The organism is Clostridium sp. AF19-22AC (genome assembly GCF_003479085.1).
Lineage (GTDB): Bacteria > Bacillota > Clostridia > Lachnospirales > Lachnospiraceae > Faecalicatena_A > Faecalicatena_A orotica.
Genome location: NZ_QUGN01000005.1, coordinates 195,626 through 208,616 on the forward strand (window position 1 = coordinate 195,626; position 12,991 = coordinate 208,616).

Consider the following 12,991-nt stretch of genomic DNA (forward strand, 5'->3'; position numbering starts at 1 on the left):
TGAGCCATATACCCGGGTGAGGAGGATGAAAATGACAGGTTATGAAATTATAAAAGGAAACGTGAAATTTACGGGCCCGGACAGAATTGGCCTCCGCTTTGACCGGATTGCGGGAAAAGGGGATGTATGCCGTATTTTCGTCCTGCCACCCAGGAGTACATGGCCGGAGGATGCACACTATACGGTCTCCAAAAAAGTACGCCCGAAAAGCGGGGAGTATGACGAATGGGGATGCCTTTGGGAAAGCGATGATTCCAGCGGATCAGACATGGGGCAGGTGAGCAATATCCCGATTGAAGAATGGGAGGATATGGAGAACTACGTTTTCCCGGACCCGAAGGCTGAAGGCCGTTTCGAAGGGCTGAAAGAGGCTCTCGATGAAGCAGAAAAAAAGGGCTTGTACGTTCAATTAAACAGCCCGCAGTGTATCTTTGAGCGTATGCATTTTTTAAGGGGATTCGAAAACACATTAATGGACTGCCTGATCGAACCCGAAGAGATTGAAGCGATGGCGGAAAAGCTTGCAGACTATCAGATCGGGATCATTGAGGAAGCCTACAGGCTCGGGGAGGGAAGGGTCCACTGTTATGATACGACGGATGACTGGGGAACCCAGAACAGCCTGATGATTTCACCGGATATCTTCCGGGAGATATTCAAGCCCCAGTATAAACGGATATTTGACAAGGCCCATGAATGCGGCATGGATATCCGGTTCCATACGGATGGAAAGATTAATGACATTCTTGAAGACCTGATCGAACTGGGAGTAGATATCATCAACATCCACCAGCCGCGGCTGGTTGGCATTGATGAAGTATCTGCCATCGCGCAGGGGCGCATCTGCTTCGAGGCTGCGATCGACATTCAGGCCACACTGCCGACCGGAGATAAGGAACTGATCGAACAGGAGGCAAAGGAGCTGATAGAAAAGTGGGCAACACCTAAGGGCGGACTGATCGGGGTTGAATATGGTTATCTTGATGCGATTGGTACAACGAAGGAGTCTATGCTCTATGCTCTGGAATGCTTTGAGAAGTATGGAAACTTTAAGAAGTAATGATGTTTACGAGTAATACCATCCCTGAAAAGGTTATTATTCACGGCCCCGTGAGTAGTAACCTGAAAAGAGCAGATGCATAAATGGCACTGCTCTTTTTGATTCAGGGGAAATCAGCGTAATCAGGCAGGTTAAGCTTGACGATTATTTGAATCATTCATATAATTGAATGGAAGGTTATCATAAAACCTATATAGTTAAGAAAGTAGAGCTTGAAACAGGACAGACTGATTAAGCTGTAAAAGAGGAACAGAATATGAAAAGAAGCAGGGCATTAGTTGAAAACCGGAGAAACAAAGTGTTGCTGGCCTTACAGTCAAACGGATTCGTAAAGGTGCAGGAACTGGCGGAAGAACTTCAGGTTTCCCCATTGACAATTCGGAGGGACCTCCAGTATCTTGAGGACCAGAAGAAGCTGGAAAGATTCTACGGAGGCGCCACTGTGAAAGACCGAGTCCCGGAGATCTATACGGAGCAGGATGAAGTGAAGCTGTACCGCCAGAGAATCGCCGAATATGCGGCATCTCTTGTCGAGGACGGGGATACGATCTTTATTAACACAAGTTCTACTGCACTGCAGATGATAAAGTATATAAAGGATAAAAGAGTTACTGTAATCACGAACAATGGAAAGGCAATTTTCATGGAACATTCCTCCAATGTCTCCATCATTTTAAGCGGCGGGGAGCTTCGGGAGATTAAAGAGGCAATGGTCGGGGAGTTTGCCACGAATAATATCAGCAAGGTAACAGCAAAGAAAAGTTTTATAGGGTGTTCGGGCCTGAGCCCGGAGAGCGGGATGACCACGGAAATACTGAGCGAGGTAAATATCAACCAGCTCATGCTGCAGCGGGTTACCGGGACCTCATACATTCTGGCGGACCATACAAAGCTCGGGAGAAATTCCAGTTTCGTGAGCTGTCCGACGGAATCTCTTCTGAATGTGATAACCGATGAAAAGGCACCGGCAGAGATTACGGATGGATTTCGTGAGCATGAGGTCAATGTGTTCTGTGTCACGAAAGACGGACATCTCTTACGGGACAGCGGATCTGCTGAACTTAGTTAGCGCGTCTGTGATGAATGGCCAGGCGAATTCCAGGCTTTTGGGAACACCTCTGACAGGAGGATATAATGTTAGAAGAATTAAAACAGAAAGTATATGAAGCAAATATGGAGCTTCCAAAACGGGGGCTGGTAACTTATACATGGGGAAATGTCAGCGGCATTGACCGTAAGGCCGGGCTGTTTGTGATTAAGCCGAGCGGCGTGGAATACGAATGCCTGAAGCCGGAGGACATGGTTGTTATGGATCTTGAAGGGAACAAGGTTGAGGGGCGGTATCAGCCGTCTTCTGATACACCGACCCATCTTGAATTGTACAAGGCCTGTCCTGAAGTGGGCGGAATCGTACATACGCATTCCCCCTGGGCGACATCATGGGCACAGGCGTGCAGAAGCATACCGTGCTATGGGACGACTCATGCGGATTATTTTTATGGCGGCATTCCCTGTACAAGGAGCCTGACCGGGGAGGAGATTGAAGGCGCATATGAGAAGAACACCGGGCTGGTGATCATAGAAACGTTCAGGGATAGAGATCCGGCAAGTGTGCCGGGCGTACTCTGTGCGAACCACGGCCCGTTCACGTGGGGGAAGGACGCCGCGAATGCGGTGCATAACGCCGTTGTTCTGGAAGAAGTGGCCAAGATGGCATACCGTACAGAGATGCTGAACCCCAAAGTCAGTGCGGCGCCGCAGGTGCTTCAGGATAAACACTATATGCGCAAGCACGGTCCGGATGCATATTACGGACAGGGCAGCCAAGGATAAGAAAGGACAGCCAGATATAAAAAACAGCTGTATATAAAACAACAGATCCCGGTATCCGAAATGTAAAAAATTTCGGGTGCCGGGATTTTTTTCGTTTCAGGTGTTTTTTGAACCTCTTTGTATCATAAAAATAAAATAATAATTCGTATAATGAATATAAATCCATTTAACAATAAAATGATCGTATAATAAGGCTAAGTAATCATATAATTAAGAACAAAGTGATTGATTTATGAAAAAGTTAATGATATACTGAACATAAAGAAAGGGGCGGAAGATTATGATGTGGAATTATTTGTTATGTTTCCTGTTTATTGCCTGTCTGGTCGTTGAGATTTATTTTATCCTCAAGAGGAACCGGACCATTGTTATGAAAGGTAAGGATGATTTTTTCTCGTTTACCCTGATTGTTCTCTTTGCGCTGGTCATCTTCCCGTTGTCAGACGCGGACACCCTGCCGGCAAATATCAGGAACATCCTGTTATTAGTTGCCATATTCGGGTCTGCGGCCATCAAGAGAGGTTTTTCAGAAAAAGGTATGGAGAAGATCTTTTATACCGTGAGATGGGAAGACATTCAGGAAGTACATATTGATGCATACCAGACGGCAAAGATCAAAGTGGTATGCCAGACAAAGAAAGGCAAACATAAGCTGTTCTTCGGCAAGTACAAGCTCAAAGAAGTCCTGCGCGTACTGGAGCAGCATGTTTCCAATATATATATTCAGAGCGCTCTGGAGGACACCCTGAATATGAAAAAATGTGTGTAAAGAATAGAAAAGACAAAGGAGAAAAATCATGGTAAGCGAAAAAATAACAGTAAAGAACCCGTCAGGGCTTCATTTAAGACCGGCAGGAATCCTGTCAGGCATTGCTTCAAAATGTGCATCCGAGGTGACTCTTGTAAAAGGAGACAAACGTGTAAATCCCAAAAGCGTACTTGTCCTGATGGCTGCCGGAATCAAGTGTCAGGATGAGATTACAGTAGAATGTTCAGGGGAAACAGAAGCAGAAGACTTAAAGACTTTGATTAATGCAATCGCAGGCGGTCTGGGAGAGCTGGACGGCGAGGGGAAATAAGGAGTTTTGAGATGAAGAGGATCGAGGTAAAAAAGACATCATCGAAAGGCATTGTCATGGGCAGGGTTTTTCTCGTTGAGGAGCAGGATTTAAGTCCGGCCGGGAACTCTGTACAGGAGCCGGAAGTGGAGAAAGAGATTCAGGCGTATGAACAGGCGGTTGAAGATGTAATTGCCGATCTGGTGCCTCTGGCGGAGGGATCGGATATCTTCGCGGGACATCTGGAGCTTGCAAAGGATATCGCGCTGAAGGAAGGCGTACTGGGACGCATTCGGAATCAGAATTACAATGCACAGATGGCGCTTCATGAGACGGCAGAAGAATTCCGCATGATATTTGAAATGATGGAAGATGAATATATGAGGGAACGCTCGGCAGATATCCAGGATATCCGCAACCGGCTGATGCGTAAACTGAAGGGGCTGAATGAGGGGAATTTTGATGAAATCACGGAAAAGGTAATCCTGCTTGCAAGAGACCTGGCCCCGTCAGATACGGCGAAGCTGAATCTGGATTATATACTGGGCTTCATCACGGAGCTGGGCGGCGTGACAAGCCATGTGTCGATTATGGCAAGGGGGATGGGAATACCGGCCCTTGTCGGGGTCAGCGGAATCATGGACGAAGTAAAGAATGGCGATTTTGTCATTATGGACGCTTCACAAGGAGTTATCCTTGTGAACCCCGGCCAGGAGCAGATTCAGGAATATACAAAGAAGGCAGAGGAGTTCCGTAAATTTGAGAAGGAACTGGAGGAATCCAGCGCACTGCCAACGGTCACGAAGGATGGAAGAAAACTGGAGGTATGCGGCAATGTCGGAAGCCTTGAGGATGTGAAACGGGCCGTGCAGTTCCAGATCGATGGAATCGGGCTTTTCCGGAGCGAATTCCTGTATATGGAGAGTGATCATTTTCCGACAGAGGAGGAGCAGTTTGAGGTCTATTCGCAGGCGGCAGAACTGCTCGGGGATAAGGAACTGACGATACGCACACTCGATATCGGAGGCGATAAAGGGCTGGATTATTTCGAATTTCCGAAGGAAGAGAATCCGTTCCTCGGCTACCGTGCGATCCGCATCGGGCTGGACCAGACTTCTATCTTAAAGACGCAGTTAAGGGCGCTCTTAAGAGCGGGTGCATCCGGGCATATACGGATCATGTTCCCGATGATTATTTCTGTAGAAGAAGTGCTAAAAGCACTTCAGATTCTGGAAGAGAGCAGGGAGGAGCTTGCAAAGGAAGGGATCCCTTATGGTGCGGATTTGGAAGTGGGCGTCATGATCGAGACGCCGGCAGCCGTCATGATGGCGGAAGAACTGGCGGAGCGGGTAGATTTTTTCAGCATTGGCACGAACGATCTGACACAATATTTCCTGGCGGTCGACAGGGGCAACCAGAAGATTGCAGCGATGTACAATTCCTATCATCCGGCTGTTCTGCGGGCAATTTACCAGACGATCCGCGCAGGTCACAAGTTTGGTAAAAAAGTCGGGATGTGCGGGGAATTTGCGAGCGATCCGAAAGCGGTTAAGCTGCTGCTCGGAATGGGGCTGGATGAATTCAGCGTATCACCGGGAGAAGCTGCAAATGTAAAATACCAGATCAGAAATGCATCCGCGGATGAAGCTGAAAGGCTTGCCAAAGAGGTGATGAAACAGCCGGCAGTCGAAGACATCATGCGGCTGCTGGAAGAATAGGGCAGCAGGAGTTTGGGAGGTCTGTTATGAAGGGATATACACTGGGGCTTTATGAAAAAGCGATGCCCGGACATTTGTCATGGAAAGAAAAACTACTGGCCGCCAAAGAGGCGGGGTATGATTTCGTGGAAATCAGCATCGACGAGACGGAGGAAAAGTTAAGCCGTCTGGAGATGAGCAGTGAAAAGCGGCTGGAACTTGTGCGGCTGATGGTAGAGACTGGGATGCCCGTGCGGACCATGTGTTTAAGCGGACACCGGAAATACCCGCTGGGCAGCGACGATCCGGAAGTGAGTAAAAAAGGCATGGAGATTATGGCAAAGGCGATCCAGCTGGCGGATGATCTAGGAATCCGTATCATCCAGCTTGCCGGATACGACGTCTACTATGAAGAGTCCAGCCTGGAAACAAAAAAGCGTTTTCTGGCCAACTTAAAGAAGGCTGTGAATATGGCAGAGATGGCAGGCGTTGTGCTCGGATTTGAGACGATGGAAAATGAATTCATGAATACCGTCGAAAAGGCAATGAAATATGTGACCCTGGTCGATTCCAGTTATCTGAATGTGTACCCGGACATCGGCAACATCACGAATGCGGCGGATACATATAAGACGGATGTGCTGGAAGATTTGTATATCGGAAAGGGACACCTTGTGGCGATGCACCTGAAAGAAACAGTTCCGGGAAAGTTTCGGGAAATCCCGTTCGGCCACGGCCATGTTGATTTCGAGAGTGCCATCAGGACAGCCTGGAAGCTGGGAATCCGCAAGTATGTGACCGAGTTCTGGTATACGGGGAACCCGGACTGGAAAGAAGATCTGCATTCTGCGAACACCATGTTTACGGAAATACTCAAGGTGCAGGAGCAGGAGGACGAAGAAGAGAGGTATGTTTCATGAAAGTAGATAAAAAAGTAATCTCAAATCTCACAAAATGCTATTCGATAGCTCCACTTAAATATAACCATGAAGATTATTTTCTGGTTGCGGCCGAAAAGACGGACAGGTGTCTGCTTTTTGATCTGGACGGCAGAGAGAAAGACACCATATGGAATGAGCCGGGCGGAGTCATGAGTATGGTACAGGTGCCGGGGACAAACGGACAGTTTCTGGCAACACACAGATTCTATTCGCCCAACGATTCAAAGGATGCTGAAATTGTAATCGTCACGCCGCAGACAGACGGAAAATGGGAAGTGAGGACACTCGTAAAGCTCCCCCATGTCCACCGCTTTGATATCGTGGAACGTAATGGTGTGAGATACCTGATTGCATGCGCTTTGAAATCGGGTCACGAATACAAAGATGACTGGTCCATGCCCGGAAAGGTCTATGCGGCCGTGCTTCCAAAAGACCTGAGCGGCTGCCATGCCGGCAACCAGCTTCCTCTGACCGTGATTAAAGACAATATGTTAAAAAACCACGGATATTACCGTGTGAAAGAAAATGGTACAGATACATGTATCATATCTGCGGACTGCGGGGTCTTCCAGTTCATCCCGCCCGAAAAGCAGGAGGGTGCGTGGACGGTGAACCAGCTTCTGGACACCCCGGCCAGCGATGCGGTTCTGGTGGACATGGATGAAGACGGGGAAAAAGAGCTTGCCGTATTATCCCCGTTCCACGGTGAGAAGATTAGTATTTATAAAAAGCAGGACGGACAATACCGGCAGGTATACGAATACGAAAAGCCGGCCGAATTCACACATGCCATCTACGGCGGCAGCCTGTGCGGAAGACCGGCCCTGATTGTAGGCCATAGAAAAGGCGGACGGAATCTGATCCTGTTTACTTATAACAAGGAAGAAAAAAAATACCATTCGGAAATTCTGGATAAAGACTGTGGTTCCGCGAATGTGTTTCATTATGTCAAAGACGGCAGAGATATACTCATCTCTGCAAACCGTGAGACGGATGAGGTGGCGATGTATACGATTTCGGAGTAATGAAAATATGAGGCCCCGTGCAGGGGGAAGGAAAGACCGGAGAAAAGCGATGATACTGTGGAACCGCTTTTCTCCGGCTTTTTGTGACCTTGTGAAAGTTTAGATTTTCCTGCATGAAAAAGTGGAACTTAAAGGATTGATATGTTAAAATGTGGAATAACCGGTTACAATCTGATTAGTGCATTTATAGAAAGCGGGTATTTTATGGAATTTAATAAGGAAAACTTACGAAAGATCAGAGGCTTAATTCTTTTTACACTTGTCGTGCTCATCGCCCTGTGGAAATATACGGTCGTACTGGAGGCGCTCGGGTTCCTCCTCGGGATTATGTTTCCGTTTCTGCTGGGTGCTGCAATTGCGTTTATCCTGAATGTGCCGATGCATTTTCTGGAAGAGAAGCTCTTTTATAATAAGAATACAAATGACCGGCATCCGGTTAAGAAGCTGGCAAGGCCGCTGAGTCTTGTGCTGACAATTATTATCGTGCTGGGTGTCGTCTCTCTCGTGATATTTGTCGTGGTCCCGAAACTGGGCGGCACTTTCATGTCACTCGGGAAAAATATTCAGGATTTCGTGCCGAAGGTCCAGTCCTGGGTGGAAGAAATGTTTAATAACAATAAAGAAATCGTAGCGATGGTGAATGACATTAAGATTGACTGGGACAAGGTGCTCAACGGCATGGTGTCATTCTTTAAAAACGGCGCCGGCAGCGTCCTCGGTTCTACATTTACAGTTGCCAAGAGTATTGTGAGCGGGCTGGCGACTTTCTTCATTGCCTTTGTGTTTGCCTGCTACATTCTGCTTCAGAAGGAAAAGCTGAACATTCAGATCAGGAAGATCATGTACGCTTATCTGAAAGAAGAGTATGTGGAAAAGGCACTGGATGTCTGTTCCCTGACCTATAAGACATTTTCAAGTTTCCTGACAGGACAGTGTGTGGAGGCAGTGATACTCGGCGCGATGTTTGTCGTGACAATGACGGTATTCCGCCTGCCATATGCGATGCTGGTCGGAATATTGATTGCATTTACCGCTTTGATCCCGATATTCGGAGCGTTCATCGGATGTGTGGTCGGGGCGTTCTTAATCCTGATGGTCGCACCGATGAAGGCGCTGGTTTTCGTTGTTTTGTTCCTCGTGCTCCAGCAGATCGAAGGCAACCTGATTTATCCGAGAGTGGTCGGCAGTTCGGTCGGACTCCCGTCTATCTGGGTGCTGGCTGCGGTCAGTATCGGCGGCAGTCTGATGGGAATTGTTGGTATGCTTGTATTTATCCCGATTGTGTCAGTTGTCTATACTTTATTCCGGAATAACGTATACTGGCAGCTGAAAAAGAAAGGGATTCAGATAGACAATACTACCGGGGAATCGGTGGATGTATCAGGAATGAGTTCCGGGAATACTGGGAATGAAAACTAGAAGTAGAATAATATACAAAAAAGTGCTATACTAGAAACATTAACGGTAACATGATAGAAGGACTATGAGGAAAAAAGCATGGGAAAAAAGAATATGCGACTAAAGGGGCAGCTCAGAATGTACATGCAGTGGCCGTTGATTATGACGGTGCTTCTGATTGCAATGAATATCTGGATGTACATGATCGACAGGAAGGCAGGCGTTATGATGTCCGTCTTTGTCGTCGTTTATCTGGTGATAGTAGGGCTTCTGTACTTTTACAACCGTTCTTTGATTCTGGCAGATTTAATTCAGTTTTCTACACAGTATAAGGGGATACAGAACACACTACTTAAGGAACTGACGATTCCATACGCCATCCTGTTGGAAGATGGAAGGATCCTGTGGAAGAATGACAGCTTTAACGACATGATTGAAGGACAGAAACGGGAAAAGTATCTGAACAAACTGATTCCGGAGCTGAACACCGGGGTATTCCCGCGTGAGGAGTCGGATCATGTAGAGCTGGAGGTTGTTTACAAGGAAAGAGACTATCAGGTAGAGCTTAGAAGAGTTTCAGTTGAGGGATTCAGCGAGGCTGAGCAGCTGCTTCAGATCCCGCGTGAGAAGGAATACTTCATCGCGGTATATATGAAGGATGTTACGGAACTGAACTCATACATCAGAGAAAATGAAGACCAGCGCCTGATTGCCGGACTGATCTATATTGACAACTATGATGAAGTCATGGAGAGTGTCGAGGAAGTGCGGCAGTCTCTTCTTGTTGCGCTGATTGACCGTAAGATTAACAAGTATATCGGGGATATAGACGGAATCGTGAAAAAGCTTGAGAAAGACAAGTACTTTATTGTTATCAAGAAAGAAAGCTACAGGAAGATCGAGGCAGACAAGTTCTCACTTCTGGAGGATGTAAAGCAGGTAAACATCGGAAACGCCCGTTCCGCGACCTTAAGCATCGGACTCGGGCTGAATACTTCGACCTACGCACAGAGCTACAACTATGCGCGTGTTGCCATTGACCTGGCGCTGGCGCGGGGCGGGGACCAGGCTGTCATCAAGGACTGCAAAGGAATTACATATTTCGGAGGCAAGAAGGAGCAGACAGCAAAGAATACCCGTGTTAAGGCGCGTGTTAAGGCGGAGGCGCTGCGTGAATTTATCGTGGCCAAGGACCAGGTCATTGTCATGGGGCATAAGATTGGTGACGCCGACTCTCTCGGGGCATGTATGGGAATCTACCGTGCGGCTGTGGAACTGGAGAAGAAGGCCCATGTCGTTATCAATGAGATCACGACTTCGGTGCGCCCCCTGTACGATGAAATTGCCGGAAGTCCGGCATACGGGAAGGACATTTTCCTGACCTCGGAACAGGCGCTGGATTATGTGACGGATAATACGATGGTAGTTGTTGTGGATACGAACAAGCCGCAGATGACCGAGTGTCCGGAACTTTTGAAGTGTTCCAAGACGATTGCCGTGCTCGATCATCACCGCCAGAGCAGCAATGTAATCGAGAACGCGGTTCTTTCTTACGTAGAACCGTACTCATCCTCAACGAGTGAGATGGTTGCGGAAGTACTGCAGTATATTGTAGATGACATTAAGTTTCCGTCTGTTGAGGCAGACTGCCTGTATGCGGGAATCATGATCGATACACGCAACTTTATGAACCGCACAGGTGTGCGTACGTTTGAAGCGGCGGCATTTTTAAGGAGATGCGGCGCTGACATTACACGCGTACGCAAAATGTTCCGCGATGATATGGAGTCTTACCGTGCAAAAGCAGAAGCCGTCCGCATGGCGGAAGTTTACAGGGACGAGTATGCTATTGCACAGAGCCCGGGAGATATTGAGAGCCCGACGGTGCTTGCTGCACAGGCCGCGAATGAGCTGCTGGACATCAGCGGTATCAAGGCATCCTTTGTACTTACTATCTACGAAGGCAGGATTTACCTGAGTGCGCGTTCCATTGATGAGGTGAATGTGCAGATTATTGCGGAGAAGCTTGGCGGGGGCGGACATATCAATTCTGCCGGAGCACAGTTTGACCATACAAATATGCATCAGGCAATTAAGGTGCTGAAAGAAACAATAGACCAGATGATTGAAGAAGGAGATATTTAATTATGAAAGTAATCTTATTACAGGACGTGAAATCTCTCGGAAAAAAGGGAGAAATTGTAAATGTAAACGACGGATATGCAAGAAACTTCATTCTGCCGAAAAAGCTCGGTGTTGAAGCAAACAATAAGAACTTAAACGAGCTTAAGCTCCAGAAAAAGAAAGAAGATAAGATCGCACAGGAGAATTTAGATGCCGCAAAGCAGTTAAAAGCAGAGTTGGAGGCCGGAAAAGTGGAACTTTCCATCAAAGTCGGAGAAGGCGGGAAGACATTCGGGTCAATATCCAGCAAGGAAATAGCTGCAGCAGTAAAAGACCAGATGGGAGTGGAAGCTGACAAGAAGAAGATCCAGTTAAAGGAAACGATCAAGACGCTCGGCACTCACCATGTTCCGGTTAAGTTACACCCGGAAGTAACGGCTGAGCTTAAAGTTGTTGTAACAGAAGAAGCATAAGGGGATTCGCTTTATGGAAATGGAAGCAGCGATTAAGAGAATACTCCCTCACAGCGCGGAAGCGGAGCAGGCTGTCGTGGGAGCTATGCTGATGAACAAAGACGCGATCATGGCTGCATCTGAGGTCCTCACCGGGGATGATTTTTATCAGACTGCTTATGGGATACTGTTTGATTCTATGGTGGAACTCTTTCAGGCGGGAAAACCCGTGGACCTGATTACACTGCAGGAACATCTGAAGGAAAAGAACGTTCCCCCGGAGATCAGTAGCATGGAGTTTGCAAGAGACCTTGTAGCCAGCGTGACAACCTCGGCGAATGTAAAGTATTATGCCGAGATTGTACGGGAAAAGGCCACACTGCGCCAGCTGATTAAAGTAAATGAAGAAGTTACTACCGCATGTTATCAGGAGAACCAGCCCCTTGAAGCGATTCTGGATAAGGCGGAAAAGGGTGTATTCGAACTGGCCGAGCGTGGAAGTGTACAGGAGTATGTCCCAATCAAGCAGGTCGTACTGAATGCACTGGATGTGATAGAGAAAGCCTCTAAGACAACGGGGAGTGTGACAGGTATCCCGACAGGCTTTATAGATCTGGATTATAAGCTGTCAGGACTGCAGCGCTCAGACCTGGTCCTGATAGCGGCAAGGCCTTCAATGGGTAAGACGGCCTTTGTTCTAAACATTGCACAGCATGCCGCATTCAGGCAGAATTGCGCTGTGGCAATCTTCAGTCTCGAGATGTCAAAGGAACAGCTCGTTAACCGTCTGTTTTCTCTGGAATCGCATGTAGATGCCCAGCTTCTGCGTACAGGTAACTTAAAGGACACAGACTGGGAAAAACTGATAGAAGGCGCCGGACGGATCGGGAAATCGAGACTCGTCATTGATGATACCTCCGGTATTTCTATTACGGAGATGCGTTCCAAATGCAGGAAGTTTAAGATGGAACTCGGGCTGGACCTGATTATCATCGACTACCTCCAGCTGATGAGCGGGAGCGGGGGGAAAAGCAATGAAAGCCGGCAGCAGGAGATTTCGGAGATTTCGCGTTCGCTGAAAGGGCTGGCAAGGGAACTGAATGTGCCGGTTATTGCGCTTTCACAGCTGAGCCGTGCGGTTGAGCAGAGGACAGATAAGAGACCTATGCTTTCTGACCTAAGAGAATCCGGGGCCATTGAGCAGGATGCCGATGTATGTATGTTTATTTACCGTGAGGATTATTATATACCGGATACGGAAGATAAGGGAATTGCCGAGATTATCATAGCAAAGCAGAGAAACGGCCCGGTCGGAACCGTCAGACTGGCTTGGATTCCGCAGTATACCCGTTTTGGAAACGAGCTGCGGCAGCCGGAGTAAAATAAAAAAGAGGAAAACAGGG

Annotated in this window: 12 protein-coding genes; all 12 read left to right on the forward strand. The window is 47.7% G+C overall.

Annotation, left to right across the window (positions count from 1 at the left end; translation table 11 throughout):
- Positions 1-31 precede the first annotated feature (31 nt).
- Positions 32-1,060, forward strand: coding sequence for a uroporphyrinogen decarboxylase family protein (locus DWX43_RS08200; RefSeq protein ID WP_181368575.1), 1,029 nt, complete (start codon positions 32-34; stop codon positions 1,058-1,060).
- Between the two features lie 256 nt (positions 1,061-1,316).
- Entirely contained in the window at positions 1,317-2,129 is an 813-nt protein-coding gene (locus DWX43_RS08205) for a DeoR/GlpR family DNA-binding transcription regulator (RefSeq protein ID WP_109729895.1), read from the forward strand.
- 65 nt (positions 2,130-2,194) lie between these two features.
- The gene (locus DWX43_RS08210) at positions 2,195-2,893 is read left to right on the forward strand and encodes an L-ribulose-5-phosphate 4-epimerase (RefSeq protein ID WP_118619972.1); all 699 of its coding nucleotides are present in this window, start codon (positions 2,195-2,197) and stop codon (positions 2,891-2,893) included.
- A gap of 280 nt (positions 2,894-3,173) precedes the next feature.
- A complete protein-coding gene (locus DWX43_RS08215; protein ID WP_109729897.1) occupies positions 3,174-3,662 on the forward strand; it encodes a hypothetical protein in 489 nt (162 codons plus the stop codon).
- Positions 3,663-3,690: 28 nt separating this feature from the next.
- Positions 3,691-3,972 carry an HPr family phosphocarrier protein gene (locus tag DWX43_RS08220; RefSeq protein ID WP_109729898.1) on the forward strand — a complete coding sequence of 94 codons (282 nt, stop codon included), beginning with the start codon at positions 3,691-3,693 and terminating at the stop codon, positions 3,970-3,972.
- 11 nt (positions 3,973-3,983) lie between these two features.
- On the forward strand, positions 3,984-5,669 hold the full coding sequence (ptsP, locus tag DWX43_RS08225) for a phosphoenolpyruvate--protein phosphotransferase (protein WP_118619973.1): 1,686 nt from the start codon (positions 3,984-3,986) through the stop codon (positions 5,667-5,669).
- A gap of 26 nt (positions 5,670-5,695) precedes the next feature.
- The gene (locus tag DWX43_RS08230; protein WP_109729900.1) at positions 5,696-6,568 is read left to right on the forward strand and encodes an L-ribulose-5-phosphate 3-epimerase; all 873 of its coding nucleotides are present in this window, start codon (positions 5,696-5,698) and stop codon (positions 6,566-6,568) included.
- On the forward strand, positions 6,565-7,614 hold the full coding sequence (locus DWX43_RS08235; protein ID WP_118619974.1) for a hypothetical protein: 1,050 nt from the start codon (positions 6,565-6,567) through the stop codon (positions 7,612-7,614). The genes DWX43_RS08230 and DWX43_RS08235 overlap by 4 nt, the downstream gene beginning before the upstream one ends.
- 204 nt (positions 7,615-7,818) lie before the next feature.
- Positions 7,819-9,033 carry an AI-2E family transporter gene (locus tag DWX43_RS08240; RefSeq protein WP_109729902.1) on the forward strand — a complete coding sequence of 405 codons (1,215 nt, stop codon included), beginning with the start codon at positions 7,819-7,821 and terminating at the stop codon, positions 9,031-9,033.
- A 78-nt stretch (positions 9,034-9,111) separates the two neighbouring features.
- Positions 9,112-11,157 (forward strand): DHH family phosphoesterase, encoded by a 2,046-nt coding sequence (locus DWX43_RS08245; protein WP_109729903.1) that lies wholly within the window; start codon positions 9,112-9,114, stop codon positions 11,155-11,157.
- Between the two features lie 2 nt (positions 11,158-11,159).
- A complete protein-coding gene (rplI, locus tag DWX43_RS08250) occupies positions 11,160-11,609 on the forward strand; it encodes a 50S ribosomal protein L9 (RefSeq protein ID WP_109729904.1) in 450 nt (149 codons plus the stop codon).
- Between the two features lie 13 nt (positions 11,610-11,622).
- The gene (gene dnaB / locus DWX43_RS08255; RefSeq protein WP_109729905.1) at positions 11,623-12,969 is read left to right on the forward strand and encodes a replicative DNA helicase; all 1,347 of its coding nucleotides are present in this window, start codon (positions 11,623-11,625) and stop codon (positions 12,967-12,969) included.
- Positions 12,970-12,991: the final 22 nt, after the last annotated feature.